This is a genomic window from Granulosicoccus antarcticus IMCC3135 (assembly GCF_002215215.1).
Lineage (GTDB): Bacteria > Pseudomonadota > Gammaproteobacteria > Granulosicoccales > Granulosicoccaceae > Granulosicoccus > Granulosicoccus antarcticus.
Window position 1 is genome coordinate 823688 of record NZ_CP018632.1, and the last position, 19399, is coordinate 843086.

12 protein-coding genes are annotated in these 19399 nt (G+C 52.7%); 5 read left to right on the forward strand and 7 right to left on the reverse strand.

Annotated elements, in window-relative coordinates; translation table 11 throughout:
- Positions 1-28 precede the first annotated feature (28 nt).
- The 4 genes from IMCC3135_RS03580 to IMCC3135_RS03595 all read right to left on the reverse strand — a co-directional run bounded on the left by IMCC3135_RS03580 (position 29) and on the right by IMCC3135_RS03595 (position 6164).
- A complete protein-coding gene (locus IMCC3135_RS03580) occupies positions 29-409 on the reverse strand; it encodes a DUF1850 domain-containing protein (protein WP_088916337.1) in 381 nt (126 codons plus the stop codon).
- Positions 406-2487, reverse strand: coding sequence for a TRAP transporter permease (locus IMCC3135_RS03585; RefSeq protein WP_088916338.1), 2082 nt, complete (start codon positions 2485-2487; stop codon positions 406-408). Before IMCC3135_RS03585 ends, IMCC3135_RS03580 begins: the two co-directional genes overlap by 4 nt.
- A gap of 41 nt (positions 2488-2528) precedes the next feature.
- Positions 2529-3485: a TAXI family TRAP transporter solute-binding subunit gene (locus IMCC3135_RS03590; protein ID WP_088916339.1), complete on the reverse strand. Its 957-nt coding sequence runs from the start codon at positions 3483-3485 to the stop codon at positions 2529-2531.
- 249 nt (positions 3486-3734) lie between these two features.
- Complete coding sequence (locus IMCC3135_RS03595) at positions 3735-6164, reverse strand: cation:proton antiporter (protein WP_088916340.1); 2430 nt, start codon at positions 6162-6164, stop codon at positions 3735-3737.
- A gap of 753 nt (positions 6165-6917) precedes the next feature.
- On the opposite strand from IMCC3135_RS03595, the gene IMCC3135_RS03600 reads away from it, so the two are divergent.
- Positions 6918-8942, forward strand: a complete 2025-nt coding sequence (locus tag IMCC3135_RS03600; protein WP_088916341.1) for a hypothetical protein — start codon at positions 6918-6920, stop codon at positions 8940-8942.
- A 370-nt stretch (positions 8943-9312) separates the two neighbouring features.
- The gene (locus tag IMCC3135_RS03605) at positions 9313-11331 is read left to right on the forward strand and encodes a putative bifunctional diguanylate cyclase/phosphodiesterase (RefSeq protein WP_169727404.1); all 2019 of its coding nucleotides are present in this window, start codon (positions 9313-9315) and stop codon (positions 11329-11331) included.
- A 100-nt stretch (positions 11332-11431) separates the two neighbouring features.
- On the opposite strand, the gene IMCC3135_RS03610 is transcribed toward IMCC3135_RS03605, so the two are convergent.
- The 3 genes from IMCC3135_RS03610 to IMCC3135_RS03620 form a co-directional block, all read right to left on the reverse strand.
- Positions 11432-12565 (reverse strand): Rossmann-fold NAD(P)-binding domain-containing protein, encoded by a 1134-nt coding sequence (locus tag IMCC3135_RS03610; protein WP_088916343.1) that lies wholly within the window; start codon positions 12563-12565, stop codon positions 11432-11434.
- The gene (locus IMCC3135_RS03615) at positions 12565-13488 is read right to left on the reverse strand and encodes a class I SAM-dependent methyltransferase (protein WP_088916344.1); all 924 of its coding nucleotides are present in this window, start codon (positions 13486-13488) and stop codon (positions 12565-12567) included. Before IMCC3135_RS03615 ends, IMCC3135_RS03610 begins: the two co-directional genes overlap by 1 nt.
- Before the next feature lie 86 nt (positions 13489-13574).
- Positions 13575-14186, reverse strand: coding sequence for a DUF938 domain-containing protein (locus IMCC3135_RS03620; protein ID WP_088916345.1), 612 nt, complete (start codon positions 14184-14186; stop codon positions 13575-13577).
- Positions 14187-14642: 456 nt separating this feature from the next.
- Here IMCC3135_RS03620 and IMCC3135_RS03625 point away from each other — a divergent pair, with 456 nt between their 5' ends.
- The 3 genes from IMCC3135_RS03625 to IMCC3135_RS03635 are packed head-to-tail and all read left to right on the forward strand — an operon-like array spanning position 14643 to position 19343.
- Positions 14643-16565, forward strand: a complete 1923-nt coding sequence (locus IMCC3135_RS03625) for a PrkA family serine protein kinase (protein ID WP_169727405.1) — start codon at positions 14643-14645, stop codon at positions 16563-16565.
- Positions 16566-16581: 16 nt separating this feature from the next.
- Positions 16582-17844 (forward strand): YeaH/YhbH family protein, encoded by a 1263-nt coding sequence (locus IMCC3135_RS03630; RefSeq protein ID WP_088916347.1) that lies wholly within the window; start codon positions 16582-16584, stop codon positions 17842-17844.
- Entirely contained in the window at positions 17841-19343 is a 1503-nt protein-coding gene (locus tag IMCC3135_RS03635) for a SpoVR family protein (protein ID WP_088916348.1), read from the forward strand. The genes IMCC3135_RS03630 and IMCC3135_RS03635 overlap by 4 nt, the downstream gene beginning before the upstream one ends.
- Positions 19344-19399 lie beyond the last annotated feature (56 nt).

Below are 19399 nucleotides of genomic sequence, written 5' to 3' on the forward strand. Positions count from 1 at the left end.
GTCGCTCGCTCAAAGTGGCCAGATCGACTCAGTGGCTTTCAGCTTTTTCAGGGCAACTCCATAATTTTACGGCAGCCTCTGCCTGCTCACCCAGGCTCATGCATTCGTCAGCAACGCACAAGGTCCAGGGTGAAGCGGTGGCTCCGGAGGCTGACAGATGCAAAGCCGGTAGTGGTGGCAGGGTGGGTTGCCACTGCCACCAGCCATCGATCAGTTTTGCACCTTCGCCCGGGTCCATGCCGGCACCCGAACCTTTCACGCGTGCAGATTCCAGCACGAGGGCATTGTCTTCAATAACCCATGACTCCTGCCATTCAGTCTTCTCGACAGAATGAGTCCAGGAGAGCGTAAAGCTGGAAGTGCTCCAGCTGAACAAGGCGGCAGCCGTTGCTACGCACAGAGCACTCATGCACGCGATTGACGCCAGATCAGATAGCCGAACAGGCCTGCCAGTACAAAGCCGATCTCGTCAGCCAGGGGCAGTGATGCTATCAGGCTGAAGGCTGCAACGACGGCCAGTATTCGCATCGGCCAGCTCAGCGCCGATTTTGCATAGCCAATGACCGCAGAGCCCCACAGGCCAATCGCCAGTAGCACCTTGAAGACTATGTAGATGACAGCCAATGGGTAACCGATTGATTCTGCCAATGGGCCACCGTCCTGCAGCATCAATGCCGGGGTGTACACCGCCATATACGGAATCACAAAACCGGCGGCAGCCACCTTGATGGCTTCCATTGAGATCTTCAAGCCATTTTCCTTGGCAATCGGTGCGGCTGCAAAACAGGCCAGTGCTACCGGCGGTGTCAGATCAGCCAGGATGCCGAAGTAGAAGACAAACATGTGGCTGACGATCAGTGGCACGCCCAGTTCAAGAAGCGCAGGGCCGGCGATGGACGACGTGATGATGTAATTGGGAATGGTTGGAATACCCATTCCCAGAATGATGCAGGTGATCATGGTCAGCACCAGCGACAGGAACAGACTCTGCTCACCAATCGAGACGATGTATTGACCGAAGGTGTTGGCGGCACCGGTCAGCGTCATGGTGCCGATGATAATACCCACGACAGCGCAGGCAACGCCGACGGGCAAGGCGGTGCGTGCACCTTCTGCCAGAGAGTCACGGCAGATGACCAGTGTTTCACGGCCGCCCTGCGAAAAGGCATTCCAGCCGATCAGTACCAGCACGGCCAGCGAGACGACTTTGATGCCGAACTGCAGGAATGCAGCTGCTACAAGTCCCAGTGCAACCCAGAAGATAATACGCAACGGCCCTTCACCCAGACCCAGTGCAATCGAGCCACCCAGTATGAGCATGACCGTCAGACCCAGGCCAACGGTACCGGCAAACAGAGGGGTATAGCCGCTGAACAGCAACCAGACTAGTACACCCAGAGGTAGTAGCAGATACCAGCTTTTCTTGAGTGCTGCCATGGGCGAGGGCAGCTCGGATTTTGGAACGCCGACAAGGCCATGGCGTCCGGCTTCCAGATGAACCATGAGCAGAGCTGAAACAAAGTAGAGAACGGCGGGGATGATCGCTGCCTTGACGACATCGACATATTCGACGCCCAGTGTCTCTGCCATGATGAAAGCCACGGCACCCATGACGGGTGGCATAAGCTGACCGCCCATGGAGGCAGTGGCTTCGACGCCACCGGCAAAAGCCGAGCGATAACCGAAACGCTTCATGAGAGGGATGGTGAATTGACCCGTGGTCACCACGTTGGCGACACCGGAACCTGAAATGGTGCCCATCAGAGCTGATGAGATGACGGAGACCTTGGCGGCACCGCCCAGTTTGTGGCCGACCAGACCGAGCGATACATCAGTAAACAGACGAATCATGCCTGCCCGCTCGAGAAAGGAGCCAAACAGGATGAACAGGAAGATATAGGTGGACGAGACGTAGACAGGGATGCCGTAGATCCCTTCGGTCCCATAAGCCATATGATCAATGACCTGTTCGAAATCGTAGCCGCGATGATTCAGCGGAGAAGGCAGATGCTGGCCAAACAGACAGTAGGCCAGGAACAGACCGGCGATGATGGGCAGCGCGGGACCCATCAGTATCCAGGTGGACAGAAAGACCAGTACCAGGATGATGACACCGACGATGATGTCACGTTGCAAGGGGTCACCTGCACGCAGAAGCAAGTCGTTGTATTCCACCCATTGATACAAGGCAACGCCAACGCCTGCGACGGCGCAACCGATCATCAGCCAGCTGGCCCATGCCGGCCACTGACGCGACAGGGCTACCAGCGGCATGCCCAGTAGCAGCAGGAAGCCTACGTGCAAGGCGCGGACAATCTGACTGGGTAAATCCAGTAGGTGGGCCGCAGTGGCGATCTGGAAGACCGAGAAAGCCACTGCGATCCAGAACAGCATTCGGCCTGGTAAACCCATATCGAAAGCTCCTGCCGATACATCGTGTGCATCTATATTCTCGGGAGCTGCGGGTGTGGCTGAATTGCTGTTCATAGGCGTACTTTTTTATTGAAGGAGATTAGAAGGAGGGAGGGTTACAGCAGGCCTTTTTCCTTGTAATAACGCTCAGCACCCGGATGCAATGGCAGTGGCATTCCTGAAATTGCGGTTTCAAGTTTGATCTGCTTGGCTGCCTGATGAGCCGCTTCAAGTTCTGGCAGGTTCTCGAAAAGCTCTTTTGTCATGGCGTAGGCCATGTCATCGGAGACATCTTCATGAGTGATCAGAAAGTTCACAACAGCAACTGTCGGTACATCGGCATCCTGGCCTTTGTAGGTGCCAGCCGGAATGACCGCTTCGATGTAAGGTGCGCCAAGTGTCTCGACCAGCTCTCCAGGTACGGATACGACAGTGATGTCCAGAGCCGTAGCCAGATCCTTGATAGATGAAACGCCCAGACCTGCTGATTGCAGGGTGCCATCCAGTTGGCGATTCTTGATCAGCTCGACAGACTCTGCAAATGGCAGGAATTCTGTTTTACCCAGATCGTCGTAGCTCATGCCGGCTGCTGACATGATGGCGCGAGCATTGAGTTCGGTACCTGATTTTGCGGCACCCACTGACAGTCCCTTGCCTTTCAAGCTGGCCAGATCCGTGACACCACTTTCTTTGGAGGCGACGATCTGGATGAAGTTTGGATAAACAGCTGCAATCCCACGAAGCTTGTCCAGTGGTGCAGGGAAGCCAGCTTCGGCGTTGCCTTCCCAAGCCAGTTTTACAGAATCACCTAGTGCCAGAGCAAGCTCGCCACGACCTTTCTGCAGCAGGTTGAGGTTTTCTACAGACGCTTTGGTTGATTGCACCTGAGTGCGTACACCGTCGATCTTTTCGGCATAGATTTTTGACAGACCGACGCCCAGTGGATAGTAGACACCCGAAGTGCCGCCGGTGAGAATGTTGATGAACTCATCAGCATGTACCGCTGGAGTGGCGAGACTCAGCGCCAGCGAGCTGGTCACGGCGAGCAGGGTTTGGCGAACAGTGAACTTCATAGTGCGACTCCAATGAGGGTGTTTGAGTACTGATTCGTACTTCTATTGGCGAAAGATCGAAAGATCTGTGGCTCGATTGTGAAGTGATGGCGAGTTGTCTGCAAGCGACATGTGCATTCCAGACAAGGTCTTGGTGACGGCAGGGCCAGAAGCGCGCAAGAGGAATAATGCATGAAATTGCCGAATGGGCACAGCTCACAGGTGCTCAGGCAGGGACTGCCGCCAAATACATGGCGTGCGCGTGCGTTTTTAAACCAGATCCAGATTCAGCAAACCGTTGAAGCGGTCTTCAGTCACGACCAGCAATGTCGATGCAGTTGCCGCAATAGCCTCGGTCTTGTGCAGGTTTTCATGTGATCTGTTTATCGGTCCAAACATCTCGCCATGCAGCAGTCTGTGTGTCTTGCGATTGTCGGACTTCATGTCCACGGCACCGGAGATGACGCAATACACATTCTTGATCGGCTGTGTTTTCTTGATGATGATCGTGCCAGCATTGACATGGCGAGTGACCACTGCCTGACTCAATTTATCAAGAGTGGCATCGTCGAGTTCAGCAAAGCGCGGAAAGTGGCGTAGTAATTCTACCTTGTTCTTGGGCAATTTGAGTCGGGGGCGACGGGCAACATGACGCTGCCTGATCTCCCTGATAAGAGCTGAGTGCAATTCTGTTCCAATCAAACCATCGGCTCGCATATGGTCGTATTCACGCTCTTCCATTCGTAGCGTGATGCGTTGAATCAGGCGACGCTCCAGCTGTTCGGCGTAGCCAGGATACTGCCAGCGCAAGTCATCCAGAGCCCGGTCGAGGATCGCCTGCCTCTGACGCAGCAGCTCATGCAGAATATCAGCCACCTGGCGGGCATGAATGCGGCGGATGCGGTGATCAATGAAGGTGTGCAGATCCCGCAGAATCAGTTGGTGCGTCAGCAGAAGTTCGAATCGGTCAGAGGTCAGTGAGGCCAGTGGCTTGGATATTCCCAGGCAGTCGTAAAGCACGGCGCTGTTTTTGAAACTGTGCCCGAAACTCAGGCTTACCTCTGCCGCGCGCAAATAACCAGCCTTACCGTCAGTGCGTGTTGCCTCTATGATGCGATCCGCATTGGTAAGGGCCTGCTCGGACAAGCGCGAGGTGATGACTCGTTCACGCAGTCTTGCCAGGATACTGTCCCGTTCTGCTCCGGCAAGCGCAACCAGTGCAAGGGTCAGTCGACCCTGTTCGGGAATCCGGGCGTTGTCTTCTATGGTCTTTACTGCCCGATCAAGGCGCTGACCAAAGAGCTTGGCCTCTGAGCGGACGGTTTCGTGAGTCAGATTGTATTTGTCGGTGGCTTTTTCGACATCTTCACGTACAGTTTGCAGGGTCACGGCCAGCACTTGATTTGACAGCGCCTGATCCACCGACGAGAGTTTGTCGAGGCCAAGGTAGCTGATGACAAGGCGCAGGGTTGAACCTTGCACGATCAGTGTAAACAGGGTAAAGCCGGTTGCCAGTATGCCGACCATGCGTTTGACTTCGTCGGGTACCAGGACGCTTTCCGTCACGGCTAGCGCCAGTGCCAACGTGACAGCCCCTCGCAAGCCTCCCCAGAGAATGGCAATTCGATAAGGTTGTTCGACCGGAGGAGAGAGCCTCAGAGTCGACAGCAGTGGCATGAGAGCGAACAGGATCAGTGCCCTGGCTGTCATTGCCGCGGCAACCATCACCAGCACCAACACCATATCGGATAAATGCACTTGCTGAAGCAGACGTGGAATCAATAAGGCGGCCAGGATAAAGATCAGCGCTCCGGCCCAATGCGAAAGCAGGTCCCAGACTTCTCGCAGGTGTTGCCAGGTCTGCGGAGACAGGCGCGTTGGTCCGACAAAATTCAAGGTCATACCGGCGGTGACTACGGCAATGATGCCGGAGGCACCGATACTCTGTTCTGCCCCGATATATGCCAGATAGGGGACGGCCACTGAAATTGAAAGCTGAGCGAGTTCGAATCTGCCGGTAACTGCCATGAGCATGATCGCGATACGCGCGATGAGCCAGCCGATCAGTGCACCGCCGGCAATAAGCTGCGGGAATCCAGCCAGAGCGCTTTGCAGGCTCGGATCTGGAACGCCCTGCATTACCACGCCCATGAAAATGCCGAACAGGGCGATCGCAGCGGCGTCGTTCAGCAGGCTTTCACCCTCGATGATACGGCTCAGTCGTTGAGGTGCCGAGATTGATCGGAATATGCCAATGACGCCTGAGGGGTCGGTGGTGGAGACGATGGCACCGATCAGCAGGCAGGCTGCCAGCGGCAGCACCCCGGTCCAGAAGAGTGCGTAGCCGACGGCCAGTGCTGCAACCAGAACGGCGATGACGGCCAGCGCCAGAATAGGTACCCAGTCATCGAGCATGCGACGCAGATCCATGCCCAGAGTTGCCTGGAATAGCAAGGTCGGCAGGAACACATACATGAACACATTGGCCCGGATAGGCAGATCAACAATGGCTGCGGCCACCGGATTGAGAGCATCAGTCAGTTCGGTATGCAGAAAAAATGTTGATCCGGTACCGATGAGGATGCCGAGCAGAGCGAGCATCACAACATAGGGCAGGCGCATGCGCGCTGCCAATGGTTCGGCAAGGCCGATGACCAGAAACAGAGAGGCAATGACAGTTGTGATGACAACAATATTCATCGTTTCACAATATCGTTAAACGCAGCAGTGGGTATCATTCTGACAATATTAAAATTGTGAAAGCATTAAAAATAAATGGGTTAGGGCAGATCCTCATGCGTTTCGCTCTGGAGCCATCGGATCGTTTAATCTGAGTCAGACAGGTTCGATTGCAAGTGGTCGAAGGCCTGCACAAAACGAACCGCTTGTTGCTCTACTGTCTGGTGTTGGCACAAAGTTTCGAATGAGTCATCTCATTGAGGTGTCGTACCAGCCCCGTCGGTATTATACAGATGCCGATCAGGCTCGAATTCAGAGCCGGATTTTGCAATTTAGCTTAATCGGACCCATGTGCAGATCGAACCTGACTGAATGTCCGAGGCGGATGGCCGATAGGATTCAAGGGCGCGATTCTCGGATCCGCTACAGGGGTGCTGATGGTGTATCCGGACCCGACTCTGCCGGCATTCAGCGCCAGTGGCAGGCAGGAATTGGGCAGAAGAGACGTCGGTAGCCAGGTGACAAATGGGGAGGGGGCTGCGATCAGGGGCATGAGCAACTGGAATGCTTTACCTGAATCCGTTACGATTCCTTGACGCCTGAAGCAGCTGCTGACAAAAAAATGCACTTCTCGCGAGAATTTTGGCGGGCATACAGTATTTTCGGCATGCTGTTCCTGTTAGTGTCTTACAGAATAACCAGCCACAAATCTCTTGATGATGGTTTGTCTGGGCTGGTCGCAGATTTCAAACAGTAATAGGAGGCTATAAGCTGATGTGGAAGAAAGTAATTCCGGTTGCCGCTTTATTGATACTTGTCTGGATCGGGTTGAACCTGATGGTGGGCACCGGCGCTGAGGAGTCTGTGGCACATGCACCGGATGCTGAAACGCATGAGGCTGGTGATGAGACCGAAGCTGTTCATGTTGCTGAAAGCTCCACGGCCGATGCATCAACTACCACCGATCTGAGCGAAGAAGAGCCCGCCGAGGAAGTGGCTGCTGAGGAAGTAGTTGCCGAGGAAGTGGTTGCAGAAGAGAGTGTTGTCGAGGTAGAAGACGCTGACACGAGCACTGCCCCTGAGTCTGCGGACGAAACCACTGCTGCTGAAGCCGTTACTGCGGTAACAGCCGTGGCTGCCATTGCTGCATCAGCTGATGCGCTTGGCACAACGGATGAAGAATCAGCTCCGGCAGAAGAAGTGGCCGCCGTGGTTACCGAGACACCGGCTGACACAGAAGTAACGGCTGATGCAGAAGCAACGACCGATACAGAAGCAACGGCTGAAACAGAAGCAACGGCTGATGCAGAAGCAACGACTGATGCAGAAGTAACGACTGATGCAGAAGTAACGGCTGACGATGCTGCCGCGATTGAGCCTGTCGTTAATGAAAATGGCAACATTGTGGTGATGCGCTATCCGGCCGATCCCATCACAGGCGCGACCATCTACGACCAAGGCATGGTCGAAGTGGAGATCGAGCCGATGGATGAAGAAGTTGTCGAGACTGCACCAATACAGAGCACTGCAACACCGCAGCCTGCGAGTGAGATGGTGGCAGTTACTGAAGCGGAAGAAGTTGTTGAGCCTGTGATGGTCAAGAAAACGGTAATGCGTTACCCGACTGATCCGGAAACTGGAGCCAGCATTTTCGATCAAGGTATGGTCGAACAGGAAATTGAAGTAGAGCTGCAGCCAGGAGAAGAGGTCACAGAAGCAGAGACCGCTGACGAAGGTATTGTCGAAGAGACAACAACTGAGGAAGTAGCTGCAGAAGAGACAGCGCCGTCAGACAGTGAAGAAATAGCTGAATCGGATGCAACTGCCGATGAACAGTCCAATGTAGTAGCCGAGTCTGGAACTGAGTCAGATTCGGGTGACGCGGTGCAAATGCGTTATCCGACTGATCCGGTCACCGGCGCCACTATTTTTGACCAGGGCATGGTTGAAGTGGAAGTCGAGTCTGTTGATGAGTCAACAACGGATGAGGCTGTTGTGGAAGAGGATGCGACTGAAGCAGCTGCTGAAGAGGCAACTGCGCAGGCGACAACTGCAGAAGCGGCAACTGAAGAAGCAGCAACGTCAGAAGGTGACGGCATGGCTGAATCAGATGCAGCCTCTGAAGAGACGGCGACATCAGAAGTTGAAGAGGTCGCAGTATCAGATGTAGCTTCGGATGATGAGTCGAGCGAAGCTGGTGAAGCAACGGAGATGCGTTATCCGACAGATCCGGTAACGGGTGCCACTATTTACGACCAGGGTATGGTTGAAGTGGAAGTAGCTTCCGAAGAGGCAACTGAAGAAGAGAGTGCAGATTCTGATAGTGAGGCTGATGCCGAAAGTGCCGAGGCAGACGTCTCAGACGATTCTGCAGCTGACACCGAGACTGAAAGTGCTTCAACGCTCGACACGGCAACAGACGTTGTTGACACGGCGACAGCTACTGGAGGGGCCGCATCGATCACTGAGCGTGGCTCAATCAGTCTGGGGGCTATCAGTCGGACGCTGGGTGGCGTATTCGGTACTACGTCTTCAGTGTTGTCCAGTTCTCGTGACGAGGCTTCTGCAAAAGCTGCACTGCCTAGTCTGGAGGCTGCCAGCGCCAGCTTGAATGAAGTGGCTGCACAGTACGCAGATTTGCCAGCGTATGCCAAAGGCCCATTGGAAAAGGTTATCAAGGGCAGCATGTCCCGGTTGAAGCCGTTGGCTGATACAACATTGACTCGTGATGGTGTAGGAGCTGTTCTGATGCCGGTCATCGGTCCGATGCTTGAGACGATGGAAGCGCTGGTCGAATAACGATTACAGTCAGTCAGAAACGAAAAAAGGCGCCTGAGGGCGCCTTTTTTTGTGGTTGCATCGAAATGACAATCTTGCAGTATTAAAGGTGGTGGCGACTGAGTCAATGTGCTTGTATGGGGCAGTGACTTACTCTGCCATGGGAGTAACGTGTATCTAACACCGTTAGGTCATCTCAAGGCACGGAATATGCGGCCTTTATGGCAATAATCGGCTCGGGGAGTAACCTGTCCCAGGGCTACTATGTAGCTATCGGTGGTATCAGATGGTTAGTGTTGCTAGCTAGATAGCGAAATTTATGTAAAAGTTTGTCAACTCTTTGATTGACTGCTAAACCATTCCTTTGTGTACTATGCCTGTAAATGAGTACATGAAGTCCATTACATACCCGCTATCGCTGTTGAACACGCCTGTCTGGCTGTTTGATATAGATCGACTGCGTATCGTATGGGCAAACACCGCGGCGGTATCGTTGTGGAATGCCTCGACCCTGTATGAGCTGCAGCAGCGAGACATGGCTGATGGAATCTCACGAACAGTTCTTGAGCGCCTGAACCAGCACTATGATGACCTGACGGGCAACCTGACAAGCGTTGCGGAGCACTGGACATTCTATCCCAGAGGGCGACCGTGTTCCTTTGAATGTTTTATCAATGCTTTAGACGCACCTGAAGGTGAGCGTTGGCTGCTGGTCAATGCTTCCAGTGAAGACAAGGCATCCGATTCGGATACCTTGTACAGAAGCAGCGCTCTGCTACACACCTCGGTCAGTATCTCGGTGTTCGATCGACATGGCATGCTCAAGTATTTGAATCCGGCTGCGCGTCGCATGCTAGGCGCCAATTTACTGACTTTACCTGAGCGGTTTGTCGACAGACAGGATTGGCACCTGGCGCGTGACAAACTGACTCAAATGGCAGAGACACATATTGAAGCTCAGATGGTTACGGCCAACGGTACCGCCTGGCACAGCATGACTCTGGAGCTATGTCCGGACCCTGTTACGGGCAATAGTTCCATTCTCATGAGCGAGCAGGATGTATCCGATAGACGCGAAGCACAGCTGCGTGTTCATCAGCTTGCCTATAGCGACACACTGACAGGATTGCCGAATCGCACTTCCTGGCTGAACAAACTGACTGAGCGACTTGATATCGCTGATGATACTCAGCAACGATTGGGTATCCTGTTTGTCGATCTGGACCGCTTCAAACTGATCAACGATACGCTGGGACATGCTGTAGGCGATAAACTGCTTGTTGCGGTTGCCAGACGTCTGAGTGGTTGTGTTGATGGCGATCAGTATCTTGCTCGGTTGGGAGGAGACGAATTCACGCTTTTGATCAAGGAGAATACCGCCGAAGATCATTCGACGGAGATGGCCATGCGAATAGTGAAATCACTGGCTGCGCCGATGAACATAGACGGTCATGTGTTGTCCGTGACGCCCAGTATCGGTATCAGTCTGTACCCCGAACATGGATCTGATGCCAACCAGTTGATGCAGCAAGCGGATCTGGCCATGTACGCGGCTAAAGAATCAGGGGGTGGAGTACGCGTATTTCAGCCTCGCATGACCACGCAGATTCAGAGACGGTTGCTTATCGAAAATCAATTGCGAGAAGCGATCGACAAGAAGATTTTGCAGGTCTACTACCAGCCTAAACTGCATACCAGCGACGGCCATGTCATTGGTATGGAGGCCTTGATACGATGGGAACATCCGACATTGGGATGGGTCTCACCTACGGATTTTATTGCCGTTGCCGAGGAGACCGGCATGATCGGAGAAATCACACAGCTAGTGCTTTATGAAGCCATGCGCCAGCAAACACGGTGGGCGGCTGAGGGTTATGAAGTTTCGGTAGCCGTCAATGTTTCGCCGGTTGAATTCCGCCAAGGAGATTTTGTAGCAATAGTTCGCGAAGCCTTGTCGGTAACAGGGTGTTGCTCAAAATTTGTAGAGTTGGAAATAACCGAATCGATGCTGATGGCCGATAGCAGCACCATTCAGACAATTCTGGCTAGCCTGACCTCATTGGGAGTCAGACTCAGTATCGATGATTTTGGTTCGGGTTACAGCAACCTGGGTTATCTGCAAAAATTTCCGTTGGATAGCCTCAAGATCGACCGTACCTTTCTCAGCGATGGCGAGATCTCACCGGTGATCGATATGATTATCGGAATCGCCAGAACGCTCTGTCTGACGGTGGTTGCCGAAGGTGTGGAAACCATTGAGCAGCGCGAATTTCTGATCGCGCATGGTTGTGATCAATTACAGGGCTTTCTGTTTGCCAAGCCTTTGCAAGAACTACATGCTACACAATTTCTGAAGACCTATGCCGAGCCTGGCAACAGGTGGTCGCACAGAGCCATTGTAAGTACATAGGCAGCAGATCTGGCCCTGATTAGCGACCTGCAATGAGCCTTGACCCCTCGCGTCAGAGGTAAGGTATGTTCGCCAATCAGATTTAGGAGCCGCGCAAAGCTTAGCGCATCTCCAACCAGATGCTTGCAGGCAGAGCCTCCTCGTCGGCAGCCAGGGTATGAATGCCTGGCGCAGGTTTGCCATCCAGCAATTGCGGTACCAGCATGATCAGCTCTGCGAAGAGAAACTCCACGATTTCATCCGGAACACTGGCGCCTGTAAAGTTGACTGGATAACCTTCGTTGACCAGGTACAAGCGTCGTCCGTCGTGCAAAGTACATTGGCGTACATGCTTGTGCAGAATCGTTGATTCAGCGGTCAGACTTTCCAGATAGGGCAGATCAATTTCATGGTCCTTGGAAGAGCCGCTAACGAGAAAGCATCTATCGGGCAGTTGTTCCAGTAACGCCTTGTCTATCGAGCGTTTGCCGGTTGCGCCAACCACAATGGCGGGAGAGCGAGACAGTGAGACCCCGTAGCTTGGGTTGTGGCCATCGACAGCGGCCTCGACGACAGAGACCGTGTCAATATCCTTGACGCTGACACTCAGGCCGCGTTGACGCAAACTCTGGGCAACACCTTTGCCAACCCATCCGTAACCACAAACCAGGGCATCTCGACCTACCGTTGAGTAGCCAAGATCGCGCAGAATGTTATCCATCGCTGCAACAACGGCTTCGCCGACCTGCTTACCCTCAATTTCTTTCAGACGTGTCTGTGCAATGTTGAGCTGTGGAATGCGCAACTCCTCCAGTTGCTCCGCCACCCACACGCCTTGTTTGGTGATCTCCAGTGCGCCGACTACCGTGTCGCCACCGCAGTACGTTGGTTCATGCAAGGCGCGTATCGCAATACCTCCCACCTCGTGTATGACCAATCGTAGTTGTTGCTGCTCGCAACGGTCAATACATTCCTTCAATTCGGCGGCGACAACGTTTGTCAGCTCTGCGTAGGCCGGTGTCAGAACCCGTATTCCCATGGCACGAAGCTCATCGACTGCATCCGCAGAGCCTGAATAACTGATACCGATGACTGTATCGATGGGTATGTATTGATTCAGTTTGCGCAAAAGCCGGATGGTGTCCGGAAACAGGTGCTGTACGACAAACTGACGAGTATCCGGGTAGGTTTTCAATTGCAGGCGACGGCACATCTCGCCAAGAAAATCCGGATGAAAATCGGCCAATGCATCCATCAGTTGCTTATCCTGCTGCTTTTACGGGGTTTGGCAACAAACAGGATGTCATTGGACAGGGTCTTGAACAGAGGAATCTTGCCCAGTGTGCGTGACAGAAAAAGGTCTGCAGGCTTCAACCAGCTTTTTTCGAACGTGTGTGAGCGCAGATGACTGAACAGACGGCCCAGTCTATTGTCGGCTTTATAATGACGAGAGAACATGGGTAGGTAGGGGAGTACTGAAAGGTAGCCGACTCCCTGAACATCGAGAATATCAAAGTGCTTTTCTATGATTGCACGCCATTCAGCCTGGGTTAGCCGGATCTTGTGTTCGGGATAATGCAGATGAGGTAATTTGAGGCGATCAAGACGATAGAGCTGAGGCACGGTAATGATTACTTGTGCATCTTCGGGCATGGTAACGGCCACATGTTTGACAACCTCGCTCAAGTCATCGCTATCCTCGTGCAGGTGTTCCAGCACGTCCAGTAACATGACAACATTCGGACTCCAATCCATGGGGGTCTCAAGAGCACCTGGCTCGTTGAGGTCGACTACGGCGTCTGGTACGAAGGTGCTTTCATAGTCGATGCCAAAGTATCGTATACCAGGGTTCAATGCACTTAGAAAACGCTTGGCTACCTGTAAACCACAGCCAATGTCCATGAGTCTGGGCGTGTGCAGTCCCAGTGCTTTTATATGGTCGTTGACCAGTTGAAACTTGACGTAATTGAACAGATTGTTTTCCGGCGTCTTGAACAAACGTTCGACAAGATAGCTTGAACGAACGATTTGACAGGTCTGAGTTGCATCGGGTACCAGGTTAACGGTGTTATCGAAAATCTCAGAATCAGTTTCGGATTGGAGGGGGGTGGCGCTTACAGAATGATGCATGCTTAGTGGTTCCTTGGCAGCAACTATTTCTGCCAGTTTGAAAGTCACGAGTTGTTCTTAACATTTATCCATTGCAAGCTTGTTGCCATCAACTCACCTATACAGCGTTAACAACTGTGTTAGACGTAACTTGCTTACTCACGAGAACGTCCCCAGATCAGTAGATGGTTGTTGGCAGGCAGGCTGATTACACGTGCTGCGCTGAATCCGTTTTCGATGGCCAGTTGATCAAGTTCGCCTGTATCACGTATGCCGCTGTCCGGATCGGAGCTTCTTAATTGAAGGTCGAATTGCTGATTGCCCTCACTGATATGCTGGCCGTTGAACTTGTAAGGGCCGTAAATACACAGCTTGCCTGTATTACCCAGCAAGCTGGCTGCACGCCTGAACAATTGCCCTACCAGCGACCAGCTGACAATATGCAAGGTATTGGCGCTATAGCAAACGGATACCTTGATATCCGGGTTTTGTGTACAGCTCAGATCCAGTTCCAAAGGTGCCAGAATATTCTGGCAACCCGACTCGGCTATCCATTGCTGAATGCCCGGTAACTTGTCAGCCAGGTCAGTGGGCTGCCAGGTAACGTCAGGCAGGTGAGCTGCAAAGTGACTGAGGTGCTGGCCAGTCCCACTTCCAAATTCGAGCACGACATCGTCGGATATCAGTTCATCCTTCAACGTCTCTAGAATGAATTGCTTGTTGCGCTCGGCGGAAGGTGCGTAAGGCTTCTGGTTAGTTAATGACATTAGTGCTCTGTACTGTGGGGGACAAGTGTTAATCGAAAGCTGGCGTAGTGTTTTCCCGATTTTCTGTCAGTGTGCAGTTAAAGGAATGAAAGGAGGGTTTGGCAGATACGGAACAATTCGCCTGAAGGGCAGGTCATATGACCATGAATACGGTAACGAGAGATTGTAAGGTTGTGGCATCAGTGTCGGACTGTTTCTTGCAAAACGTGAACTGAGTCTGTTACCGAACAGCGTCATTTTCCATACTCGGTAGCGGGAAGCCATCATGCCACTCTCTCACTTTTTCTATCAAGCTCTCTCGGATTTCCATGTTTAAAGGACGAAATAATTTATCTGGATTGAACGCATTGGGAGCTTGCAACGTAACAATTTTAGTTGGTGTCATGAATAACTGATTATCGGCTGGGTTGCGCGCCTCTTCCGGCGTGTCACTGCGGTCGTACTGGAGGTTCTAACGTGAAACTGTTTGAAGCCTATCGAGAGACCTATGCCAAGGCTCGCGATGAAGAGATGTCTCTACTGGAGTATCTCGAACTGTGCCGGGAAGACCCGCTCGCTTATGCCAGTGCTTCCGAGCGCATGCTGGCTGCCATCGGTGAACCAGAATTCCTGGATACCCGCAATGATCCCCGCTTGTCCCGGATTTATTCCAATCGCATCATTCGGCGCTACCCTGCCTTTCGCGAGTTCTATGGAATGGAGGAGGCGATATCCCAGATTGTTTCCTACTTTACTCATGCCGCTCAAGGCCTGGAGGAGCGCAAACAGGTGCTCTACCTGCTCGGTCCTGTCGGTGGCGGCAAGTCGTCCATAGCCGAACGGCTCAAGTCGCTGATGGAGGAACATCCGATTTATGCATTGAAAGGTTCGCCTATCAATGAGTCACCATTGGGATTGTTCAATCCCGTTCGTGAAGCCGAGGAGTTGGAGGAAGAGTACAAGATTCCAAAGCGATATCTGACTGGCATCATGAGCCCCTGGGCCATCAAGCGCATGGCAGAGTTCGACGGTGATCTGACGCAGTTTCGGGTAGTTCGCGTGCAGCCTTCGGTTCTGCGCCAGGTCGCCATAGCCAAGACAGAACCAGGTGATGAGAACAATCAGGACATCTCATCGCTGGTCGGCAAGGTAGATATAAGGCAGCTTGAATCGTTCTCACAGGACGACCCTGATGCGTACAGCTACTCGGGTGGTTTGTGTCAGTCAAACCAGGGCATGCTTGAATTTGTCGAGATGTTCAAGGCACCCATCAAGATGCTGCATCCGTTGCTGACGGCAACTCAGGAAGGTAATTACAAAGGCACTGAAGGATTTTCCGCCATGCCGTATCAGGGCATGATTCTGGCGCATTCGAACGAATCAGAATGGCGCACCTTTCGTAATAACCGTAATAACGAGGCGTTCCTTGATCGTATCTACATCGTCAAGGTCCCGTATTGCCTGCAGGTGTCCGAAGAGGTTCAGATTTACGAAAAACTGCTTGCCAACAGTTCTCTGGCAGAAGCCGCCTGTGCTCCCGGTACATTGGACATGATGGCGCAATTCTCGGTTCTGTCTCGACTGGTGGATCCTGAAAATTCCAATATATTCACTAAAATGCGAGTGTACGATGGTGAAAATCTGAAGGATGTGGAGCCCAACGCCAAGTCGGTTCAGGAGTATCGCGATTTTGCCGGCATTGATGAAGGCATGAGTGGTATCTCGACACGCTTCGCCTACAAGGTCTTGTCCAGCGTATTCAATTACGACCAGGATGAGGTTGCGGCCAACCCTGTGCACCTGATGTATGTGTTGGAGCAACGCCTGTTGCGTGAACAGTTGCCAGATGATGTACAGCAGCGTTATGTCGAATTCATCAAGGCCTACTTGTCACCAAAATATGCAGAGTTTATCGGTAAGGAAATTCAGACCGCCTATCTGGAGTCCTATGCAGAGTATGGTCAGAATATCTTCGATCGTTATGTGACCTACGCTGATTACTGGATTCAGGATGAGGACTATCGTGATCCGGAAACGGGCGAGAGCTTTGATCGCTCTCAACTCAATGACGAGCTTGAGAAAATCGAGAAACCTGCAGGCATTGCCAATCCGAAGGACTTTCGAAACGAGATTGTCAATTTCGTGCTGCGGGCTCGTGCGAACAACACGGGCAAGAACCCATCGTGGACCAGTTACGAAAAGCTGCGTGAAGTGATCGAGAAGAAGATGTTCTCGAATACCGAAGAGCTGCTGCCGGTTATCTCGTTCAATGCGAAATCATCAAATGATGAGCGCAACAAGCATGACAGTTTTGTTGAGCGAATGATTGCCAAGGGATATACCGAAAAACAGGTCCGTCTCTTGTGCGAGTGGTACCTGCGAGTCAGAAAGTCGCAGTAACCGGAGTCCTCCGAACATGTCCATCATTATCGATAGACGTCTGAATGATCGTAACAAGAACGCGGCTAATCGAGCGCGTTTCATGCGGCGCTACAAGGCACAGATCAAGCACGCTGTGTCGGACATGGTGGCCGAGCGCTCAATCAAGGATGTCGAAAGCGGAGGCAAGGTAAAGCTGCCTGCGCGAGATGTTTCCGAGCCTCACCTGCACCACGGTGCAGGCGGGGATCGGGAAATGGTGTTGCCCGGCAACCGTGAGTTCAACGCGGGTGATCGTCTGAAACGTCCTGAGCAAGGGGGCGGTAAAGGCAAGGGTGATGGTGAAGGAGGGGGCGAAGGTGAAGACGATTTCACATTCGCTCTGTCCCGTGAAGAATTCATGAGTCTGTTTTTCGACGACCTGGAGCTGCCGCACCTGGTGCGTACCCAAGTGGGTGATATCAAGGAAGTGAAGCCGCAGAGAGCTGGCTATTCGTCGCAGGGTTCGCCAACCAATTTGTCAATCGTGCGCACCATGCGACAGGCCCTGGGACGGAGAATCGCACTGCAAAGTGGAGCCAAGCGTCGTCTGGCCGAGATAGAAGCACTGCAGGCGGACAGTGCTGGTGCCGAGGATGATGAGGTGGACGAGGCGGAGTTGGATTTGTTACGCCAGCGAATCAAACGGGTGCCTTTTCTTGATGATATCGATCTTCGATTCCGTAACCGCATCATGGTGCCAAAGCCCATGAGTCAGGCCGTGATGTTCTGTCTGATGGATGTCTCGGCATCGATGGATGAGCACCGTAAGGATCTGGCCAAGCGTTTCTACATACTGTTGCATCTGTTCCTGTCACGTAAGTACGAGCGTGTCGAAATCGTGTTCATCCGTCACACCGATAATGCGGATGAAGTGGATGAACAAACGTTCTTCAACGATCGCAAGACAGGTGGAACCGTGGTGCTCTCTGCACTTGAACTGATGCGAGAGATCATCGAAGCCCGTTATCCATCCGAGCAGTGGAATATCTATGGGGCGCAGGCCTCGGATGGCGATGCCTTTGGAGCTGATCCGGAGCGAAGTCGCGGTTTTCTGGAAAAGCATCTGTTGCCGTTGGTGCGTCATTACGCCTATATCGAAGTGAATGATCGTGAGATGTCTCGACTCTCGACACTGGCCTCGACTTATCAACGGGTCGAAGCACCGCACTTCTCCATGGTCACCGTGCGGGAGCATCGTGATATCTATCCGGTATTCCGAGAGCTGTTCACCACCGATGATGCGAGGACGGTAACATGACAAAACGCGAACCTTTGTCGCAGGGACCGGACTGGAATTTCGAATTGCTGGATCGCTATGATCAAGCGATCAAGGAAATTGCAGTCGATGAATTCGGTCTGGACTGCTATCCCAATCAGATCGAAATCATAGCCTCCGAGCAGATGCTGGACGCCTATGCCTCGGTCGGAATGCCAATCTCTTATCCGCACTGGTCCTTCGGCAAGCAGTTCATTATTCAAGAGGAGCAGTATCGAAAGGGTGCACAGGGGCTGGCCTATGAAATAGTGATCAATTCCGACCCCTGTATCTCTTATCTGATGGAAGAGAACTCGATGCCATTGCAAGGCCTGGTCATTGCACATGCATGCTACGGTCACAACTCGTTTTTCAAAGGCAATTATCTGTTCCGGCAATGGACCAGCGCTGACTCCATTGTTGATTACCTGGTTTTCGCCAAGAATTATGTCCGGCGTTGCGAGGAGCGATATGGCGTTGAGGCCGTCGAGGACATGTTCGATGCCTGTCATGCATTACGCGATTTTGGGGTGTCACGCTATCACCGCCCACCTCAGTTATCCATTGCCGAAGAGCTGGCACGCCAGCGCGAACGCGATGAATACGAATGGCAACGACACGATGAAATCTGGAGCACCGTTCCTAAAGCGTCTACGAAGGGTAAAGGCCCAAAGGCTGCCGGCAGCGTTGAGGAGTCGCAAGAGAACCTGCTGTATTTTCTGGAAAAGTGTTCGCCTAAACTTGCAGGTTGGCAGCGCGAGATCATTCGCATAGTGCGAAAGATGGGCCAGTACTTCTATCCGCAAGGTCAGACCAAGGTCATGAACGAGGGTTGGGCGACGTTCTGGCACTATACGATTCTTAACCGGATGTACGACAAGGGTCTGGTTGATGATGGGTTCATGATCGAGGTACTGGCCTCCCATTCCAACGTGATTGCACAGCGTGGTTTTGATGAGCGTGGCTACGGCGGGTTCAATCCGTATGCATTGGGATTTGCCATGTTCATGGATATCAAGCGTATTTGTGAAGATCCCACAGATGAGGATCGACACTGGTTTCCGGATATTGCGGGCACGCCCTGGTTGCCAGTGCTTGATTTTGCCATGCGTAACTACAAGGACGAGTCATTTATCCGACAGTATTTGTCACCCAGGCTGATTCGGCATTTTCATCTGTTTGCATTGTCGGACCATGAAGGCAAGGAGTACCTGGAAGTCGACAGTATTCATAATGAAGCGGGTTATCGCCGCGTTCGTCAATTGCTTTCGGATCAGTACAATCGTGATGGTCAGTTGCCGGATTTACAGATTACCGGCTTCGATCAGGATGGTGATCGCACACTTACCGTTCAGCATCGCATGCACCGTAATCGACCGCTGTCAGGTGATGCTGATGTTGTACTGAATCACCTTCGAAGACTGTGGGGATTTGATGTGCGGCTTGAGTCTGTCAATCAGGATGGGGAGGTGCTTGCCGAGCAGATGTACGAGGCCTCGTGAAGCGTAGTCGGCATGCACCATCCCATGATTGTGCATGTCGCTCGCGGACCCTGCAG